The sequence below is a fragment of the Ekhidna algicida genome (genome assembly GCF_051379705.1).
In the GTDB taxonomy this organism is placed as follows: domain Bacteria; phylum Bacteroidota; class Bacteroidia; order Cytophagales; family Cyclobacteriaceae; genus Ekhidna.
The window spans coordinates 269,962-288,742 of record NZ_CP179868.1 but is presented as its reverse complement, the minus strand read 5'-3'; the positions used below and the strand labels follow the sequence as shown (position 1 = coordinate 288,742).

Below are 18,781 nucleotides of genomic sequence, written 5' to 3'. Positions count from 1 at the left end.
CAGTTGAAATCACTGATTTTACTAATCCTGGCTTTACTGAGTTTCTCACTCCATGCCCAACAAGATGTAATTGAAGGTAGAGTAGTTGATGAAAACGGTGATCCGATTCCGGCGGTCAATGTAATCGTCAAATCCAATCGAACGATAGGTACTATTTCCAATGCCAATGGGTATTTTCTTCTCGAAATCGCCTCAGGAAGGTATGATCTTATTTTCTCCCATGTGCAGTATGGTACCTACGAACTGAGTAATATTCCAACTGATGTTAGCGATTTCATTGTCACGATGAAGCCTCAGGCAACACAGTTGGAAGACGTTCAAGTAGAAGGCGAGCGGGAGAAAGATGCCATTGATCCAGCTGCTAAAATCGATCCCAAGTCGGCACAAAACTTACCATCTGCATTTGGTGATTTCAATAAGGTTTTATTGACATTACCTGGTGTAGCCGGAAATAACGAGCTATCATCAGCATACAATGTGCGAGGTGGCAACTTTGATGAAAACCTTGTTTATGTAAATGACATTCCGGTATATCGTCCTTTCCTTGCCAACGCTGGTCGTCAGGAAGGCCTCAGCTTTGTCAATCCGGATCTGGTTGGTGATATTAGCTTTTATGCAGGTGGATGGGAACCCAAGTATGGAGATAAGCTTTCTTCATCTCTGAATATCGACTACAAAGAGCCTGAATCATTAGAAGGTCAGATTAATTTTGGACTACTAGGTGGAACAGCCTTTATAGGCAATCGCGTAGACGACAATATTCAATATTTATTTGGTGCACGTCACCGGGATTCGCGGTACTTACTAAACACCCTTGAGACAGACGGACAATATCTACCTTCATATACAGACGCTCAAGCCTTTTTCACCTTTGACCTTTCGGGTAATAATAGTCAACAAATCAATCGAACCAAACTCAACTGGTTGCTGGCATACGGGAGAAACAGGTACTTGACGCTACCGGAATCTCAAACCACAGAGTTTGGATCCGTTTCTCAAAACCTGCGTGTACAGACTGCCTTTGATGGAAGAGAGAAGCTCGATTATGATACCTATCAAAGTGGATTTAATCTCTCTCACCGTTGGTCAAACAAGTTTTTGAGCCGATGGATTTTTTCTGGCGTATATACGTCTGAGCGAGAAAACTATAACGTAGAAGGAGCCTATCGAATTTGCGATGTAGACAACAATCCAGGATCTAATAGCTTCAATGAATGCGTGGTAGTTCGTGGCATAGGTACCAATTTTAATTACGGGAGAAACAAGTTAGAAGCGCAGATTTACAATGCTGAATGGCGTAATGAATACCTGATGTCTGATTGGTCCATCTTAGAGGCAGGTGTTGGATTGAATCGAAATATCATTAATGACGAACTGAATGAATACTCATTTTTAGACTCAGCTGGATTCGTGAATGTAAATGAGAGCACATTCAACGAACTTGAACTCAACACCACTTCTATTACCGGGTACTTACAAACCACCATTTTCACCAAAGACTCCATGCATGCAGTAAATGTAGGAGTGAGGCTAAATCATTTAGACTACAATGGCGAGACGTTGGTTAGTCCACGATTGATATATCGATTTAAACCCAATTGGGAACGTGAAACATCATTTAGACTCTCAATAGGAAAGTATAGTCAGCCTCCGTTTTATCGTGAGCTCAGAGACCAGACTGGAGCAATCCGAGAAGATGTCGAAGCTCAGCAATCGATTCATATCATCGGTGCCATGGAAAGGGTATTAAGCTGGTGGAACCGACCATTCTTATTCTCCACGGAGGTGTATTATAAGACACTCGATAATGTAATAGCATACGATATAGACAATGTGCGATTACGATATTTTGCGAATAATGACGCAAAAGCAATAGCCTATGGATTTGATTTTAGGATTAATGGCGAATTCATTCCAGGTACGCAATCCTGGTTCAGCTTAGGGATTTTAAATACCCAGGAAGATATTGCTGAGGATGACAAAGGATTCATTAGAAGACCATCAGATCAACGCATAAATCTGGCATTTTACTTCGAAGATCACCTGCCGAATGATCCAAGCATGCGAGTTTATGTCAACTCAGTGTTTGGTTCCGGCTATCCATTAGGACCACCTAATGAAATAAATGCAAGAAATATTTTTTCGGGAGATGAATACTATAGAGTGGATATTGGGTTGTCGAAATCATTTGAACTAACTAATCATAAGTATTTGAAAACCTTATGGTTAAGGGCTGAAGTGTTAAATGTCTTAGGCGCAGATAACACCTTATCATATTCATGGATACAAGACGTGACCGGAGCACAACTAGCTATACCTAATTCATTATCGGCAAGGTTTTTGAATTTCAGAATTTCAGCAGACTTTTAGGTGAAGGATCACCTATCTTTGTTTTACGAATAGCTTAATAAAAATGAAAAAAATCACTCAATTATCCATGCTAGTATTGGCTGTAGTCGTTCTAGCCTCTTGCAATAGACAAGTCACACGTATCAATCCAGACCAGCAGGTAGATCTCAGCGGTCGTTGGAACGATACCGACTCTAAGTTAGTAGCTGAAGAAATGATTCAGGATGTCACTGGCAGGCCGTGGCATAACAACTTCAAAATAGAAAACGATCGTAAGCCGGTAGTAATTGTCGGATACGTTCAGAATAAAAGCTCCGAGCATATCGAAGCTGAAACCTTCATTAAGGACATAGAAAGAGAATTCATCAATTCGGGTTTTGTACGAGTGGTGTCCAATTCTGATTTTCGTGAGAAGCTGCGTCAAGAGCGCGCAGAGCAAGGAGAGTTTGCTTCTCCTGAGACTCAAGCGCAATGGGGAAAAGAGCTAGGAGCAGACTTTATGATGTTTGGAGTAATTACTGCCGTAACCGACTCTTATAAGAAGGAAAAAGTGGTGAACTACAAAGTCAATCTGGAGTTGGTGAGCATAGAAACCAACGAGAAAGTTTGGCTCGGAGACAAAGAAATCAAGAAGTACATTAAGAACTAGTACCATTGATAGCGACAGGCTCACTCACATAAGCCTGTTGCTTTTTTTAACTCTCTCCTTATAAATCACCACATCTATACATGGTTTCAACTAAGACCATATTTTCATTTGCAATACTCATTGTACTCTCAAGCTGTGCTTCTTTCTATCAGCTGAATTATGAATTCAATAAGAATTTTGAGCAGGGAAATATTGAGCAGGCAGCCAGTATTCTTGACCAAAATAAGAAAGCAGCAAAGAGTAAGACACGATTTCTATATTATGCCAATCAAGGTGTAGTAGAGCATCTTTTAGGTAATTATGAGGAAAGTAATAACTGGTTGGAGCAAGCGTATTTGTTCGGAGAGGACTATCATAAGAATTACCTCAATTTTGCCGCATCCTATTTTCTCAATCCAAACCTGATTGTTTACCCGGGTGAAGATCATGAGCATCTCATGTTGCTTTATTACAAAGCGCTTAATTATCTGAAACTTGGAAACTATGAATCGGCCCTGGTTGAATGCCGCAGGTTGAATCAGCGATTGTTCGAGTTGGGGGATAAGTATGTTTCTGAAAGTAAGTATCAGAAAGACGCCTTCGTTCACAACCTGATGGGAATCATATATGATGCTTCAGGTGATTATAACAATGCCTTTATTGCCTACAGAAACTCTTTAGAGATATACCAAAAAGAATATTCAGAGATGTTCGGAATGACAGTTCCGGAGCAGCTCAAAAAGGACCTCTTGAGGACTGCTTCTTTAGCTGGATTCCCCACGGAACTCGACATGTATAGCAAGGAGTTTGGAATGGAATATGTGGCTCTACCGCCTTCCGAAGGTGGAGAACTTGTATTCTTTTGGCACAATGGATTGGCTCCCGTTAAAGATGAGTGGTCCATCAACTTTGTAGCTGTGAAAGGAGAGGGAGGACAAGTCTTTTTTCAGAATGAAGAATTCGGACTCAACTTCCCCTTTTTCTACGACACTAACGAAGATGGAAATGCCAGCATTACCGATCTAACAGGAACAAGAGTGGCTTTTCCAAAGTATGTGGAAAGAGAACCGTTTTTCATGTCTGCGAGCTTAGAGGTTGATAATTATTACTACCCGTTAGAGAAGGCAGAAGACATAAATGCCATCGCATTTAAGACATTACGTGAGCGAATGCTCGAAGAATTAGGGAAAGGGTTGTTACGGGTAGCACTGAAGAAGATGATCGAAAAGCAAGTACGGAAGGAAGACGAAACACTGGGATTTTTAGTAGGGCTTGTAAACTTTGCTTCGGAGCAGGCAGACACACGAAACTGGCAGACAATCCCTCACAGCATTTACTACAGTAGAATTCCATTGAAGGAAGGAGAGAATGAAATAGTGCTTCATACAGAAACTCCAAAAGCCTCAGGTAGCAGTGAGCAAACATTCAAGTTTGTTGGACAAAATGGCTCAACTCAATTCCAGACGTATCAGTCGCTGGAGAGTAATATTGCTTTCTAAATCAGCGATCTAGTCTTTTCTCTTCCATCGTCACATCATTATCCGTCCGGATATGCATTTTTATGTTGACTAAAAACTCCTTACACCCGGCATCCACCAGCGCTTGCTGCGCATCTTTGGCAACTTCCTGCAATTTATCATATGGCCCCTGCATCACGGTCTCCATTGGCGTTATCATATACTCAACTCCTGACTTTTGAATTACCTCGATCGCAGCATCAATTTTCTTATAAACATCACCTTCGCGTTCTAGCGGAACAACTTGAATAGCTAGCTGAATATTCTTATCTATCATCTTTTCTGTTTTGAGCGAAAATAATTCTTACAATTAATAGACCTGTACTTTTCCCTATTTAGTTAAAAGGGTTTATTTTGAGGTTGATTAATTAACCGCACCCTAATATGTTCACCGAGTACGAAATTGAATCCATGATTGAGTATCCTGAAGTAAAGGAAGCTACCAAAACCTTAAAAAAGGATTTCTTAAAAACCGAAGCACCTTATCTGGAAATCAATGATGAAGATTTTTTCTCATTAATCATCATGGCACCTACCATTGGGATTGCTATGGCTGATGGAAAAATCACGCTTTTTGAAGAAATGGCATTAAATAAAAAAGCTAGAAAGCTTTCAAAAGGAGGATACTTCATGAAAAAAGATCCGGTAGTTTATGCTATGAAATTCTTAATTAAGAATTATTACAACTGGTCTGACAAATTCATGGCTGTTTTGAAGGAGACTATCAAGGTTACTTGTGGGATCAATGAACTGGATCTAGGCCGACCGCCTGGCGAAGGTGATGTAGATTATAATGAATACAGACAAGCAGTGCTTCATTCACCTTACTTGCTCATTCGATTCATTGCAAGCTTCTTTCTTGAAAATGATGAAGATATTATAAATCAAAATCATAAGATTGGAAAGGAAGAATACCAACGAATGATACTGATAGGTGAGAAGCTGGAATTAGATAAGATTCCTGTTTTTCAGATGTTTTGTAAGACCTTCAAATAATCTATCCAATTCTTAAACGTTGTTGGTGGTAGTGATGAGACACACAGTCATATTGGTTTTTGTAGTACTATTAAGTTCTTGTGGCAATGACAGTGTCGTCTTAACAACTGCAGATGAAGAAATTCAAGCATGGTTAGACACCATGAATATTACTGCCACTCGGGATAATTCAGGAATTTATTATTATGCTGATAGCTTGAATCCTACAGGAACACCGGCAGTAGCCGGAAGCGTAGCAGCCATCTATTATACGCTACGCGATCCAGCAGGGAACATAATCGCCCAGCATCAAAGATCAAACGGAGATTCACTCATTTGCAAAGTTGGAGCGTCTGCTGTTTATCCATTAGGTGCTGACTTTGGAATTAGCCTTATGCGAGTAGGAGAGATATACAATTTCATTCTTCCACCGGATCAAGCATATCAGGACCTTACTTCGGGAGCAATTGATCCGGATTTGATCGCTCACTTACAAATAACATTAGCTGCCGTTCATGCCGAAACAGACCTGTTCGCTCAAGAGCTTGTTGATATAGATAGTTATGTCACAGCAAATAGTCTAAATGATACAGTCGCAAACCCTATTAATAGTGTTATTCTTTTTCCGGCTTCAGGAATTTCTTTTAAGCGCCTGCGAGCCGGTACCGGCCCATCACCCTTAAACGGTGATACAATTGTAGTTGACTATGCCGGCCGTTTCATCGACGATTCCTCTTTTGGAAGTGATAGTGGATTTGAATGGATTTATGGATCAGGGAGTCCCAGAGACTTATTGACTGGTTTTGAGTTTGCGGTTTCACTGATGCAGACAGGAGAGCGGGCGCTGGTGATGATTCCTTCTTCCCAAGGATATAGAGAGAGTGCCTTAGTAATTCCGGCATCAATAAATGATGATTTAGTTGAAGACGCCATTATACCGGATTACGCCACTCGAATCGCACCATACAGTACATTATTGTTTGAGATCACCCGCATCGATTAATGGTTTAAATTTGGGATAATTTGCTCGCTGCTGCCAAACGATATCGTCTGATCATCATACTAGTGCTAATGTCTACTCAAGCATTCAGTCAGGATATCTATGAGCGATATAATATCTACCGCAACCCCGTCAAAGTATTTCTCAATAAGTTCAGCATTACTGCTACAACAGGTGTAGGTAATACCAGCTATTCACATCAACTTGAGGGAGTATACTTTTATCAAGATGCTGAAAATCAATTCATTTTCTCCAATGATATCGAAAATTTGGGGAGCTCTTTTTCAGGGTATACCAATTGGCTAAACGATCCTCAATTGGGCTTTGAAACATCATTAGAAAATCCCTTCGATCTCCCTTTCGAATACCTTTCAAACCCTGTATACAATCCAAACCTTGGGGATCAGACTTTTTTGGTTGATACAGATACTACTGAATTTGGTTTTAAAGGCGGTTCAAGAGGTATCCCAATCACCCTACAACTTCATTATAATTATGAAAAATTCAGGTTTGGATTAGGCTACTCATATGAGATTCATTTTTTAAGAAGACTAAAACCCACAGCTTTTGGTGATCAGGTAAGAGACTATCAACCAAACGTATCAAAAACACGGTATTCCAGACTATTTGCCACGGCAGGTTATAACTTCTACTCCTTTTGGAGCTACGATTTCGTTGCAGAATTACAAGTTGGCCGGATTACCGCAGGAAAACAATTCAATAGTGGAGTCATCTCCAGAGGACTATACACCAATATAGGCGTTAGCATTGAAAACAATTGGTCGGAATATTTCCGTGTTATTATTAAACCAAGTGTAGAATTCAAATCCTATACCATCAACATTCCGGATGGATCGACAGTCAGACACAAGTACCCAACGTTCTTTATTCAGGCAGGTATTAGTATAAATATTCCTGACATTCCTCGTTCTCCAATGAAAAGCGATCATGTCCAGCTTAAGCACGTCTATACTGATCCAAAGACCGGACGCAGGATGGAAGTAAGAGGTCAGCCGATCTGGAAGCGTCAAAATCCAAAAGTTGGGGAAAATAACCGACGCATGTGGCCAGAAATGAAGAAAAAGGTAAAGAAAGCGAAGAAGTCAAAAAGCTAATTCTCGCATTTGAAATCAATTCAATTTTCACACGTTATATCTCATTTTCAACAAATCTTAAACCTTCAGTTTTGAGGCACAATAAAGCTACTTTTTAAGCTCAAATTTTGTTATCTTGCGGCTTGATTTTTGGACAACCCAAACAAGCATAAATGGCAGACGGAGATAACGAGAACGTACCCTCATCACAGGGGAATATCATCCCAATAAATATCGAAGAGGAAATGAGAGGCGCGTACATTGATTATTCAATGAGCGTAATCATTTCCAGGGCACTTCCTGACGTAAGAGATGGCCTGAAGCCAGTTCACAGACGGATTCTTTACGGAATGGATGAACTGGGTGTCAACTACAACAAATCTTATAAAAAGTGTGCTAGAATCGTCGGGGATGTTCTTGGTAAGTATCACCCTCATGGAGATACTGCTGTATATGACACCATGGTGCGTATGGCGCAAGATTGGTCGATGCGATATCCATTGGTTGATGGCCAGGGTAACTTCGGATCAGTAGATGGAGATTCACCTGCTGCGATGCGTTATACAGAAGCTCGCCTAAGACGAATTTCAGAAGAGCTGCTTGCTGATATACGGAAGAATACCGTAGACTATGTTCCCAACTACGATGATAGTACGGAAGAGCCGAGTGTCTTACCATCTAAGATCCCAAACCTGCTTATAAACGGGGCCAGTGGAATTGCAGTAGGTATGGCCACCAATATGGCTCCACACAACCTATCCGAGGCTGTAGATGGGGTTATTGCCTACATAGAGAATAGAGACATCACCATCGAAGAGCTGATGCAGCATATCACGGCTCCCGATTTTCCGACCGGAGCTACCATCTATGGCTACCAAGGTGTAAGAGCCGCATTTGAAACAGGAAGAGGAAGAGTTGTTCTGCGTGCAAAAGCAGAGTTTGACACGACAAGTAGCGGACGCGAACAAATAATTGTTTCCGAAATCCCTTATCAGGTAAACAAAGCAAGCATGATTGAAAAAACTGCTGCTTTGATCAATGACAAAAAAATTGAAGGAATTGCGGATATCAGAGACGAATCTGATAAGCAAGGAATGCGTGTGGTTTATGACCTTAAAAGAGATGCAATACCAAACATAGTTCTCAATAATTTATACAAGCAAACAGCATTACAGTCTTCCTTCAGTGTCAATAATGTGGCACTTGTAAAAGGAAGACCTAAGACCTTAAATCTCAGAGATTTAATTGTTCACTTTGTTGATCATAGGCATGAGGTTGTGGTTCGAAGAACCGAGTATGAGCTGGATGAGGCAGAACGAAGAGCGCACATTTTAGAAGGCTATCTGATAGCGTTGGATAACCTAGACGAGGTTATTAATTTGATCAGGTCTTCCAAAGATCCTGATGAAGCTCGCATTGGGTTAATTGAAAAATTCAGTTTGTCTGAAATTCAGGCCAAGGCAATTCTGGACATGAGACTCCAGCGACTGACAGGACTTGAGAGAGATAAGATTCAGAAAGAATACGAAGAGATACAAGCGTTGATTAAGGAGTTGAAAGATATTCTCGGGAGCGAAGAAAGGAGAATGCAGATCATCAGGGATGAGCTTCTTGAAATAAAAGAGCGCTACGGAGATGAAAGAAGGTCTGTCATTGAGCATAGCGCAGATGAATTCACTGCAGAGGATATGATTCCTGATGAAGACATGGTTATTACCATATCACATCAAGGTTATATCAAGAGAACACCATTAATTGAGTACAGAACACAAGGCAGAGGTGGAGTTGGTAGCCGAGCAGCTAAATCAAAAGATGATGATTTTACTGAACACTTATTCATTGCATCGGCGCACAACTACCTGCTGATTTTTACCGAGTTTGGTAAAGTCTTTTGGATTAAAGTTTGGGAGCTTCCAGAGGGTAGCAAAGCGTCCAAAGGACGTCCAATTCAGAATGTGATCAATATTGAATCAGATGACAAAGTAAGATCAGTCATCAATGTCAAAACACTTGACGATCCTGATTACATCAACAATAATTTCCTTGTTATGTGTACCAAGCGAGGAGTGATAAAGAAAACGTCGCTTGAAGCATATAGCCGGCCAAGAAGAAACGGAATCAATGCGATTACCATTCGAGAAGATGACAAATTGCTTAATGTAAATCTTACAGATGGAGATAGTCACATTGTGATTGCTTGTAACACAGGACGTGCAATCAACTTCCATGAGTCAGATGTTAGATCTATGGGAAGAATGGCCTCAGGAGTACGAGGAATGAGGATTACAGAGAAAGAATTCATAGTTGGTATGGTTTGTGTAGACTACAAAAACCCACCCAATCTATTAGTAGTATCTGAAAAAGGATACGGAAAACGATCTGACCTAGAAGATTACAGAATCACCAAAAGAGGTGGTAAAGGTGTGAAAACACTTAACGTAACAGATAAGACAGGAGAACTTGTTGGAATAAAAGATGTCGTAGATGGAGATGAACTGATGATTATAAATAAGTCAGGGATTGCTATTAGGATGTCTGTAGACAACTTGAGAGTAATGGGAAGAGCTACACAAGGTGTTCGACTCATTAAACTCAATGAAGACGATGAAATCTCAGCTGTAGAGAAAATTTCAAATATAGAAAATGATGAAGAAGGCGGTGAAGAAAACACTGAGGAGTCCTCTGATCAAAATGAAAACCAAAAGGATAACGAATAAACTAAGAACGAAATGAGAACATTTTTAACCCTATTTTTAGCGGCAATTTGTGTGGTTGGATACGCTCAGAAGAAGCCGAAAATTAATCAAGCTCTTTCAGCGCTAGAAGATGGCGAACTATCAGAGGCCAAGTCAATTATAGATGCAGCAATTGTGCATGAAAAAACCAAGGATGATCCCAAAACCTGGTACTATAGAGGACAAATTTATGCTGCTCTGGATACTGCAAACAATGAAGAAGGTGCTCTTGATGAATCTTTAAAGGCCTTTGATAGAGCGTTAGAACTTGATCCTGCTCAGAAATCATTTAACTCAGTTGATTTTAATACCGGCCAGGTAGTTAATATTGACTCTAAGAAACAAGGGTATTACGCCTTCTATTACAATAATGCAATCACGGCCTATAATGAGGATTTATACGAAGAAGCTGCCGATAATTTTGAAACCGCTTATTATATAATGCCCTCAGATACAAATGCAATTCTGAATGCTGCATATGCTTCCTCAGCTGCCGGAGATGCAAAGAGAGCAGAGGCAAGCTTTAAAAAATGCTATGAGGCAGGGATGAAAGACAAATCGATTTTTCTTCAACTGTATAATTACGCAGCAAAAGATGAGCGATTAGAAGAGGCATTAGCATATATCAAAGACGCAAGAAAAGTTTATCCAGACGATATTGATTTAGCCAAATATGAAATTAACCTTCTTATTCGTCTTGATCGTACAGATGAAGCTATGACTGAGATCGAAAGCTCCATTAAGGCAGAACCAAACAATGCTGACTTGCTATTCAGCCTTGGCGTGCTTAAAGATGAAACGGGTGACAAGGAAGGAGCCATGGAAACGTATAAAAAAGCCATTTCTGTAAATCCGGATCATTTTAATTCATACTTCAACATCGGAGCGATGCTTTTCAATGAAACAAACGCACTTGTGAAAGAACAAGGTGCTTTGAATTACTATCCTGGTAAGTCAAGCTATAAAGCTGAAGAAAAGAAAAGATATCAAACTCTTGATACAGCTATTGAAGAAAAACTTAATGAATCACTACCCGTTTGGGAGAAACTTCACTCACTGAGAAGTGATGAGCCAGATGTGATGACAAGCTTGATCTACGTTTACAAAGGGTTAGGTATGTTAGATAAGGCAAAAGAAATCCAAGCCAAGCTTGATGCATTAAACTAATCTTATTTTAGAATACTAACTTAGAGCCGATCACTATGATCGGCTTTTTTTATTTCTGACAATATGATTCAAGAAGTATTATCAATCCACAGTTTCGAACCTGATCTTATTAAGGAGATTGAAGAGAAGGGATTCCAGAAGAAGGTAAAAGCAGGTGAGCATGTCCTCGATACCAGTGTCGATGAAAAGGTAATTCCTTTTGTCCTTGAGGGCCTATTAAAAGTATATAAGTATCGATCTGACGGAAGCAAGGTATTGCTTTACTATTTAGAAAAAGGGGAGACATGCTCCATGTCAGTAACCTGTTGTTTAGAGAAAAGAGCTGAAAATATTCAGGTGATAGCTGAAGAAGACTCGCGAATATGGATGATTCCCAACTCCAATCTCGATCAATGGATAACAAAATACCCATCATTTCGACGCTTCGTTTTAAACTCCTATCAGCTACGCTTTGATGAATTGATGGAAACCATAGATAGCCTGGTCTTTTCCAATATGGAAGACCGTCTCTTTAAATATTTGCTGGACACAAAACAAGCTACTGAGTCCTATGAAATACATAAAACACATCAGCAAATAGCAGATGAACTAAGTACTTCACGCGTTGTTATTTCACGGCTGCTCAAGAAACTTGAGATGAATGATAAAATATCCCAGCATAGAAACCGGATAGAAATTCTTTAGCATCTGTCATGTAACAAATGTTACGAATCACTAGATTGTCGCCTGCTACTTTTGCTGCACATGAATCGTTTCAAAAATTCACTTCCAATACTTCAATGGCTATCTGGCTACAAGCGAGAAAATCTGAACGGTGATTTATTCGCAGGTGTGACAGTCGGAGTCATGCTTATTCCACAGGGCATGGCATATGCGTTGATTGCAGGTTTACCTCCTGTCTATGGATTGTATGCATCGATTGTACCTCAGCTGATATATGCAATTTTAGGTACTTCGAGGCAATTGTCCGTAGCACCGGTGGCTATGGACTCGTTATTAGTTGCCACTGGTGTCTCAGTGCTAGCCACAGAAGGCTCCGATGCATACATTGCCTTCGCTATTCTTTTAGCATTCTTTATGGGTGCTTTTCAGCTCGTGTTGGGAGTGTTTAGACTTGGCTTTATTACGAATCTGCTATCCAAACCTGTTATAAGTGGATTTACATCTGCGGCGGCACTAATCATTGGGTTTAATCAACTCAAATACTTGTTGGGTACAGAAATAGTTAAAAGCAATCGTTTTTATGAGGTGATCATCAATGCTTATAATCAAATTGATCAAACTCATTTGCTCACGCTTGCAATAGGCATAGGTGGTATTGTTTTGCTGAAGCTTATTAAGAGAGTAAATAGCAAAATACCCGGCGCACTTATCATTGTCGTTTTAGGCATTTTGGTAGCCTCTGCTTTACGATTGGATGAGGAAGGGTTAAGCATTGTACAGGGAATCCCTAATGGATTGCCAGCCTTTCAAGTTCCGGACTTTTCGCTTGGCAGGTTTGGCGATGTATTACCACTTGCGTTCACCATTTCAGTTATAGCGTTTATGGAAGCATTCTCAGTGGCAAAAGCTATTGAAGGGAAGAAAAAGGATCATAAGGTTATTTCGAATCAAGAACTAATAGGACTGGGAGCTGCTAATTTAATTGGCTCATTTTTTCAGGCATATCCGGTTACAGGAGGATTTTCTCGTTCGGCGGTAAATTATCAGGCAGGAGCAAATACGCCACTTTCATCTGTGATTAGTGCCATTCTGGTAGGATTGACATTGGTATTTCTTACCTCATTATTTTATTATTTGCCGCATGCCATCCTTGCAGCAATCATTATGGTAGCTGTGAGCGGACTGTTTGATTTTTCATACATGAAAGTTCTTTGGCGAAACAGTCGCAAAGAGTTTTTAGTGTTATTATCCACCTTTCTTGTTACACTCAATATTGGGATGGTCACTGGTATTGTTACCGGTATCGTGCTATCCATTTTGCTCTTTTTGTATCGGGCAGCTTACCCTCATATCGCTCGGTTGGGTCGAATCAAAGACCATCATGAGTTTAGAAACATCACCAGATTTGATGATCTGGAAACCTGGCCAGAGCTGGCCATTCTTCGAATCGACGGGCCATTAAGCTTCATCAATATTCAAGGCATAAGAGAATACATTCAGAACATGATTGACTCTGATCAAAACATTAAGAAAATCATCATTGATTGCGGTCCCGTCAGTCATCTGGATGCCACAGCTTCTGAGGGATTACACGAACTGCTAAATGAGCTGAACCTGAAAGGAGTTCGGTTGGTTTTATGTGACATTATCGGACCTGTTCGTGATACGATGAAACAAACAGGGCTGACAAAAATTATTGGAGAGCAAAACCTGTTTTTGAGCTTGAGTGATGCAGTTGGGAACTGTTTGACAGATGCCAAGGAATCGCACAAACGCGTGACTCTACAATCAAATGTGAAAACGTAACAATTGTTACAAACTGCCAATTTAAAGAACCGTACTTTTGTATAGAATTTGAATCAGAAATATGAAAATTGAACAGATATATACCGGATGCCTTGCACAAGGCGCTTATTTCATTGAGAGTGATGGTGAAGCTGCGATCATAGATCCATTGAGGGAATCAGAACCTTACTTGAAGAAAGCTGAGAAAGACGGAGCTACGATCAAGTATATCTTTGAGACGCACTTCCATGCCGATTTCGTGTCAGGTCATGTGGATCTGGCGCTTAAATCAGGAGGGAAGGTCGTTTATGGACCAGGAGCAAAAGCTGAGTATGATTTTCATGAAGCTGAAGATGGTGAAATTTTTGAGCTAGGGAAAGTGAAAATAAAAGCACTTCATACGCCTGGACACACATTAGAAAGTACCACATATCTACTAATAGATGAGCAAGGCAAAGAGCATGCAATTTTCAGTGGTGATACACTCTTCATTGGAGATGTGGGCCGTCCGGATTTAGCTCAGAAAGGATCGTTGACACAGGATGATCTGGCCGGGATGCTCTACGAAAGCCTTCGAACAAAAATCATGACTTTGCCGGATAATGTTATTGTGTATCCTGCACATGGTGCGGGCTCAGCATGCGGTAAAAATATGAGCAAAGAAACATTTGACTTGCTCGGGAATCAAAAGGAAACCAATTATGCACTTCGAGCCAATATGTCTAAGGAGGAGTTTGTCAAAGAGGTAACAGATGGTTTGTTGCCACCACCTCAGTACTTCGCACAAAATGTAGCGATGAATAAATCAGCTGCTATAGGTCTGGACGCTGTGTTGGAAAAGGGCAAAGTAGCATTGGATGTGGATACATTTGAGGCGATGGCCAATCATGAAGGTGCGCTGGTATTGGACACACGTCACCAATCGAAGTTCATGGATAAGCACATTCCTAACTCAATCTTTATTGGTATAGATGGGAGCTTTGCACCATGGGTGGGCGCCTTGATTCCTGATTTGCAGCAGCCAATTATCTTCGTTGCGGACGAAGGACGTGAAGAAGAAGTGGTGACACGACTTTCTCGCGTAGGTTATGACAATACGTTAGGATATCTAAAAGGAGGGATGTCCGCCTGGATTGCAGCCGGTAAGGAGGTTCAAGACATGGAATCGATATCTGCTAAAGAGTTTGCAAGCAGATATGCTGAGGGCGATATACACGTAATGGATGTTCGAAAACCAGGCGAATTTGAAGCTGAGCATGTAGAAAATGCTGAAAGTCTGCCTTTAGATTACATCAGTGAACAAATGGATAAGGTTGATCAGGAAAAGACTTATCATATCCATTGTGCTGGAGGTTATCGATCGGTAATAGCCGCTTCGATCTTAAAGTCACGAGGGTTTCACAATCTGGTGGATGTAGCAGGAGGCTATAAGGATATCAAAGCAACAGACGTTCCAGTCACAAATTTTGTATGTCCAACTACCCAGAAGTAAGAATCAAGTAGGGAACATTTAATCAAAAACATTCGATGAATTATTTAAGCCAACCATGGCCGTGGTATGTGGCAGGTCCACTTATTGCCTTTATTATGTTAAGTCTGCTGCTGGTAGGAAAGCGGTTTGGACTCAGTAGCAACCTCCGGAGCATGTGCGCCATGATGGGTGCAGGAAAGCATTGTGACTTTTTTGTCTTCGACTGGAAAGCCCAAAAGTGGAACCTGGTATTTGTAGTAGGTCTTTTCATTGGCGGTTGGGTAAGCAACAACTTCCTTATGAATCCAGATGGTATTCAATTGAGTGAAGCGACACTTACTGAACTTCAGACACTAGGGTTGTCAGCACCCGGAGAAAACTTTGTACCAATAGAAGTATTCACATGGGATAACTTACTGACTTTTAGAGGTTTAATAGCAGTTGTTTTAGGTGGGTTTTTAGTGGGATTTGGAGCAAGATATGCAGGTGGCTGCACTTCAGGACATGCCATAAGCGGGCTAAGTGATCTTCAGATTCCATCGCTGATTGCGGTAGCAGGATTCTTCCTGGGCGGGCTTACTGTCACTTATTTGATCTGGCCATACATTCTAAGTTTTTAATCAACATTATGAAATACATAAAATACCTCGTGCTAGGAACCTTGTTCGGGATTATTCTAACCAAAGGAGAAGTGATCTCCTGGTATCGCATCTACGAGATGTTTCGATTTCAATCCTTTCACATGTATGGTGTATTAGGATCTGCTGTCATACTCGGAATCATCATTACCCAAGTTATCCGCCGTACGAATCTAAAGTCGATATATGGTGAACCCATTAAGATTGCACCAAAGGAGCGAAGCGTGACTCGATACATCGTAGGAGGATTCCTATTTGGATTGGGTTGGGCACTTACCGGAGCATGTCCGGGACCTTTGTTCATATTGATTGGCAATGGAATATCCGTATTCGTAGTATCAATAGCAGCAGCAATTTTAGGAACGTATACCTATGGTAGGATCAAACATCGACTGCCACATTAAATAGGCTAAAAAATAAGCTTATACCTTAAGGAAGCTGTTACCTTGCGTATATGTTTATAACGATCGTACTTCTGGCAGCAATAGTTGGTATCATCCTATTCGTGCGATATATTTTTAAAGACGAGGGACCACATCATCAATAGGCTGTTTGATCGCCTGATAGAATACAGGATCACGTACTTTTGCGAAAAGTTTATCCATGAGCCAATTCGAAGATCTGAACCTATCTAACCCGTTGCGCAATGCACTGGATGATCTGGGGTTTAGTGCACCAACACCAATTCAGACACGAGCATTTCCTGTGATTCTTTCAGGAAAAGATTTGGTAGGAATATCACAAACTGGAACAGGGAAGACTTTTGCCTACCTAATGCCGCTGCTCAAAGACCTCAAATTTTCCAAAGAGATTAACCCCAAAATTTTGATACTCGTACCAACCAGAGAGTTGGTGGTGCAAGTAGTGGAGCAAGTAGAACTACTCACTAAATACATGAATGTGAGGGTATTAGGTGTTTACGGAGGAAAGAACATCAACTCACAGAAGCCAGCTGTTATGGCGGGAATGGATGTGCTGGTAGGGACACCAGGAAGGACCTATGACCTGGTTTTGCATCATTCACTTTCATTGAAGAATGTCAAGAAACTGGTGATAGATGAAGTGGATGTAATGTTGGATTTAGGCTTTCGCTTTCAATTGACCAACATCTTTGACATGCTGCCAACTAAGCGTCAGCATATCATGTTTTCGGCAACCATGACAGAAGATGTGGATGCTTTGATTGATGACTATTTTATAGATCCCGAAAAGATCACCATTGCGCTAAGCGGAACACCGTTGGAGAATATAGTGCAGTACAGCTACGAGGTGAAGAATTTTTATACCAAAGCAAATCTGATAGAACACTTGCTGATCGATCGGAAGACCTACGAAAAAGTATTGGTGTTTGTCTCCAGTAAACGAAATGCCGACCGACTGTATGAATCGCTGGATCCAATGCTAGAGCGAGATGTTTGCGTCATTCATTCAAATAAGAGTCAGAACTATCGCTTGCGTTCGCTGGAGCAATTCAATGACGGTAAGAAGCGTATACTGATAGCGACAGATGTGATTGCACGCGGATTAGATATCGATGATGTCACGCATGTGATTAACATGGATGTGCCGATTTATCCGGAAAACTACATGCATCGAATCGGGCGTACAGGAAGAGCAGAGAAAACCGGAACTTCGATGTTACTGTATACAGCCAAAGAATTGGCTAATAAAGAAGCCATAGAAAGGCTGATGAAGATGCAGATCGAAGCATGTGCATTTCCTGAGGATGTAGAAATCTCCAAAGAGTTGTTGCCAGAAGAACAACCTAAGTCTAAGCAAGTGGAACTCTCAGATAAGATTGGAAGTAAAGAAGCCAAGGGAGAGTCGACGCACGAAAAGAAGGACAAGAATAAGAAAGTCAATTACGGTGGATCATACCGGAGAGAGTTGGCGAAGAAGTACAAGAAGCCCAAGACACGAGGCGATAAAAATCAAAACAAGAAGAAATCGTAAGAGTAATGAATGTACGAATAAGCCCCAGTAGGCTAGATAGTCAATAAATATATTTAACATAATATAAATTATATAACAATACTAGTGATTTGCTGTTTGTGAGCTTTAGCGAACAATTAACATAAAATCAGATATGTAATGCGCGTCTGCCTGTGTGCTTGGTCAGTTACATATCGGTTACGATTTTATGTTGAAAGCAAATCACGGCAATCTCGATCCTGCTCTTAAATCTCAAAGCAAATCACGGCCAACTCCAGAACCCATTGATTATATAATGATATTATGTTAACCAGCAAAGCTGGACTATGACGTGTACGTTCCTGATTAATGTTTCTTTCGGTTAGTGCTCCTAATGACGTTGTTATATAATTAGACGTTATATTAAATAGCCGCTCGGCCAGCGCACATTCCATCGCTCGGCCGTTCCCTGACCGAGTCGCGCAGACCAAACGGCTATTAATAGTTTTCCCACCCGCTTTCAGGCTAAGGCCTGATCACCCGCCCAGATGCAAGAGAATCTCAGGCAAAGCTTGTCGTTCAAAATTTCGTTATTCGGATAATTGTTCAGTTCGTTTTCAAATACGTCATTCTCAGCGATTGGGAATTTGTCTGTGATACACTTGCTGGCCATCGCTTTGTTTGGCTCACAGCACAAGCCTATACTTAACCGTCATTCCGGAAGCAGCATAGCGGATATCCGGAATCTCTTAAAACTCTTAGCATGGTCTGAATAGCTCACAAGTGTCTTTCTTTCATCTGTGTTCGCTGTATCGCTCAAGCCGCTGGGCTTTTACTTTTTTCATTGA

General features: G+C 40.8%; 16 protein-coding genes. 14 read left to right on the top strand and 2 right to left on the bottom strand.

What is annotated here, in order from left to right:
* Nucleotides 1-3: 3 nt before the first annotated feature.
* The 3 genes from ACL8WY_RS01045 to ACL8WY_RS01035 all read left to right on the top strand — a co-directional run bounded on the left by ACL8WY_RS01045 (nt 4) and on the right by ACL8WY_RS01035 (nt 4,476).
* Entirely contained in the window at nt 4-2,370 is a 2,367-nt protein-coding gene (locus ACL8WY_RS01045) for a TonB-dependent receptor (protein WP_436516410.1), read from the top strand.
* Nucleotides 2,371-2,413: 43 nt separating this feature from the next.
* On the top strand, nt 2,414-2,998 hold the full coding sequence (locus tag ACL8WY_RS01040; protein ID WP_436516409.1) for a penicillin-binding protein activator LpoB: 585 nt from the start codon (nt 2,414-2,416) through the stop codon (nt 2,996-2,998).
* 80 nt (nt 2,999-3,078) lie between these two features.
* A complete protein-coding gene (locus ACL8WY_RS01035) occupies nt 3,079-4,476 on the top strand; it encodes a COG3014 family protein (RefSeq protein ID WP_436516408.1) in 1,398 nt (465 codons plus the stop codon).
* 1 nt (nt 4,477) lies between these two features.
* Here ACL8WY_RS01035 and ACL8WY_RS01030 read toward each other — a convergent pair whose 3' ends face one another.
* Entirely contained in the window at nt 4,478-4,771 is a 294-nt protein-coding gene (locus tag ACL8WY_RS01030; RefSeq protein ID WP_436516407.1) for a thiamine-binding protein, read from the bottom strand.
* Nucleotides 4,772-4,878: 107 nt separating this feature from the next.
* Here ACL8WY_RS01030 and ACL8WY_RS01025 point away from each other — a divergent pair, with 107 nt between their 5' ends.
* The 11 genes from ACL8WY_RS01025 (at nt 4,879) to ACL8WY_RS00975 (ending at nt 17,975) form a co-directional block, all read left to right on the top strand.
* Nucleotides 4,879-5,490, top strand: a complete 612-nt coding sequence (locus ACL8WY_RS01025; protein ID WP_436516406.1) for a hypothetical protein — start codon at nt 4,879-4,881, stop codon at nt 5,488-5,490.
* A 34-nt stretch (nt 5,491-5,524) separates the two neighbouring features.
* Nucleotides 5,525-6,472, top strand: a complete 948-nt coding sequence (locus tag ACL8WY_RS01020; protein ID WP_436518079.1) for an FKBP-type peptidyl-prolyl cis-trans isomerase — start codon at nt 5,525-5,527, stop codon at nt 6,470-6,472.
* Between the two features lie 68 nt (nt 6,473-6,540).
* Nucleotides 6,541-7,584: a hypothetical protein gene (locus ACL8WY_RS01015; RefSeq protein ID WP_436516405.1), complete on the top strand. Its 1,044-nt coding sequence runs from the start codon at nt 6,541-6,543 to the stop codon at nt 7,582-7,584.
* A gap of 152 nt (nt 7,585-7,736) precedes the next feature.
* Entirely contained in the window at nt 7,737-10,280 is a 2,544-nt protein-coding gene (gene gyrA, locus ACL8WY_RS01010) for a DNA gyrase subunit A (RefSeq protein WP_436516404.1), read from the top strand.
* Nucleotides 10,281-10,292: 12 nt separating this feature from the next.
* The gene (locus ACL8WY_RS01005; protein WP_436516402.1) at nt 10,293-11,465 is read left to right on the top strand and encodes a tetratricopeptide repeat protein; all 1,173 of its coding nucleotides are present in this window, start codon (nt 10,293-10,295) and stop codon (nt 11,463-11,465) included.
* Nucleotides 11,466-11,528: 63 nt separating this feature from the next.
* Complete coding sequence (locus ACL8WY_RS01000) at nt 11,529-12,149, top strand: Crp/Fnr family transcriptional regulator (protein WP_436516401.1); 621 nt, start codon at nt 11,529-11,531, stop codon at nt 12,147-12,149.
* A gap of 60 nt (nt 12,150-12,209) precedes the next feature.
* Nucleotides 12,210-13,934 (top strand): SulP family inorganic anion transporter, encoded by a 1,725-nt coding sequence (locus ACL8WY_RS00995; RefSeq protein WP_436516400.1) that lies wholly within the window; start codon nt 12,210-12,212, stop codon nt 13,932-13,934.
* 61 nt (nt 13,935-13,995) lie between these two features.
* A complete protein-coding gene (locus ACL8WY_RS00990) occupies nt 13,996-15,405 on the top strand; it encodes an MBL fold metallo-hydrolase (RefSeq protein WP_436516399.1) in 1,410 nt (469 codons plus the stop codon).
* 35 nt (nt 15,406-15,440) lie between these two features.
* Nucleotides 15,441-16,004, top strand: a complete 564-nt coding sequence (locus tag ACL8WY_RS00985) for a YeeE/YedE family protein (RefSeq protein WP_436516398.1) — start codon at nt 15,441-15,443, stop codon at nt 16,002-16,004.
* 8 nt (nt 16,005-16,012) lie between these two features.
* The gene (locus ACL8WY_RS00980) at nt 16,013-16,426 is read left to right on the top strand and encodes a DUF6691 family protein (RefSeq protein ID WP_436516397.1); all 414 of its coding nucleotides are present in this window, start codon (nt 16,013-16,015) and stop codon (nt 16,424-16,426) included.
* Nucleotides 16,427-16,625: 199 nt separating this feature from the next.
* On the top strand, nt 16,626-17,975 hold the full coding sequence (locus ACL8WY_RS00975; protein WP_436516395.1) for a DEAD/DEAH box helicase: 1,350 nt from the start codon (nt 16,626-16,628) through the stop codon (nt 17,973-17,975).
* A gap of 478 nt (nt 17,976-18,453) precedes the next feature.
* On the opposite strand, the gene ACL8WY_RS00970 is transcribed toward ACL8WY_RS00975, so the two are convergent.
* The gene (locus ACL8WY_RS00970; protein WP_436516394.1) at nt 18,454-18,606 is read right to left on the bottom strand and encodes a hypothetical protein; all 153 of its coding nucleotides are present in this window, start codon (nt 18,604-18,606) and stop codon (nt 18,454-18,456) included.
* Nucleotides 18,607-18,781: the final 175 nt, after the last annotated feature.

What these genes read in the sequence shown, in the direction of transcription:
- ACL8WY_RS01040 (WP_436516409.1), top strand. Translation starts at nt 2,414, where the DNA reads ATGAAAAAAATCACTCAATTATCCATGCTAGTATTGGCTGTAGTCGTT.
- ACL8WY_RS01035 (WP_436516408.1), top strand. Translation starts at nt 3,079, where the DNA reads ATGGTTTCAACTAAGACCATATTTTCATTTGCAATACTCATTGTACTC.
- ACL8WY_RS01030 (WP_436516407.1), bottom strand. Translation starts at nt 4,771, where the DNA reads ATGATAGATAAGAATATTCAGCTAGCTATTCAAGTTGTTCCGCTAGAA.
- ACL8WY_RS01025 (WP_436516406.1), top strand. Translation starts at nt 4,879, where the DNA reads ATGTTCACCGAGTACGAAATTGAATCCATGATTGAGTATCCTGAAGTA.
- ACL8WY_RS01020 (WP_436518079.1), top strand. Translation starts at nt 5,525, where the DNA reads ATGAGACACACAGTCATATTGGTTTTTGTAGTACTATTAAGTTCTTGT.
- ACL8WY_RS01015 (WP_436516405.1), top strand. Translation starts at nt 6,541, where the DNA reads ATGTCTACTCAAGCATTCAGTCAGGATATCTATGAGCGATATAATATC.
- gyrA (WP_436516404.1), top strand. Translation starts at nt 7,737, where the DNA reads ATGGCAGACGGAGATAACGAGAACGTACCCTCATCACAGGGGAATATC.
- ACL8WY_RS01005 (WP_436516402.1), top strand. Translation starts at nt 10,293, where the DNA reads ATGAGAACATTTTTAACCCTATTTTTAGCGGCAATTTGTGTGGTTGGA.
- ACL8WY_RS01000 (WP_436516401.1), top strand. Translation starts at nt 11,529, where the DNA reads ATGATTCAAGAAGTATTATCAATCCACAGTTTCGAACCTGATCTTATT.
- ACL8WY_RS00995 (WP_436516400.1), top strand. Translation starts at nt 12,210, where the DNA reads ATGAATCGTTTCAAAAATTCACTTCCAATACTTCAATGGCTATCTGGC.
- ACL8WY_RS00990 (WP_436516399.1), top strand. Translation starts at nt 13,996, where the DNA reads ATGAAAATTGAACAGATATATACCGGATGCCTTGCACAAGGCGCTTAT.
- ACL8WY_RS00985 (WP_436516398.1), top strand. Translation starts at nt 15,441, where the DNA reads ATGAATTATTTAAGCCAACCATGGCCGTGGTATGTGGCAGGTCCACTT.
- ACL8WY_RS00980 (WP_436516397.1), top strand. Translation starts at nt 16,013, where the DNA reads ATGAAATACATAAAATACCTCGTGCTAGGAACCTTGTTCGGGATTATT.
- ACL8WY_RS00975 (WP_436516395.1), top strand. Translation starts at nt 16,626, where the DNA reads ATGAGCCAATTCGAAGATCTGAACCTATCTAACCCGTTGCGCAATGCA.
- ACL8WY_RS00970 (WP_436516394.1), bottom strand. Translation starts at nt 18,606, where the DNA reads ATGGCCAGCAAGTGTATCACAGACAAATTCCCAATCGCTGAGAATGAC.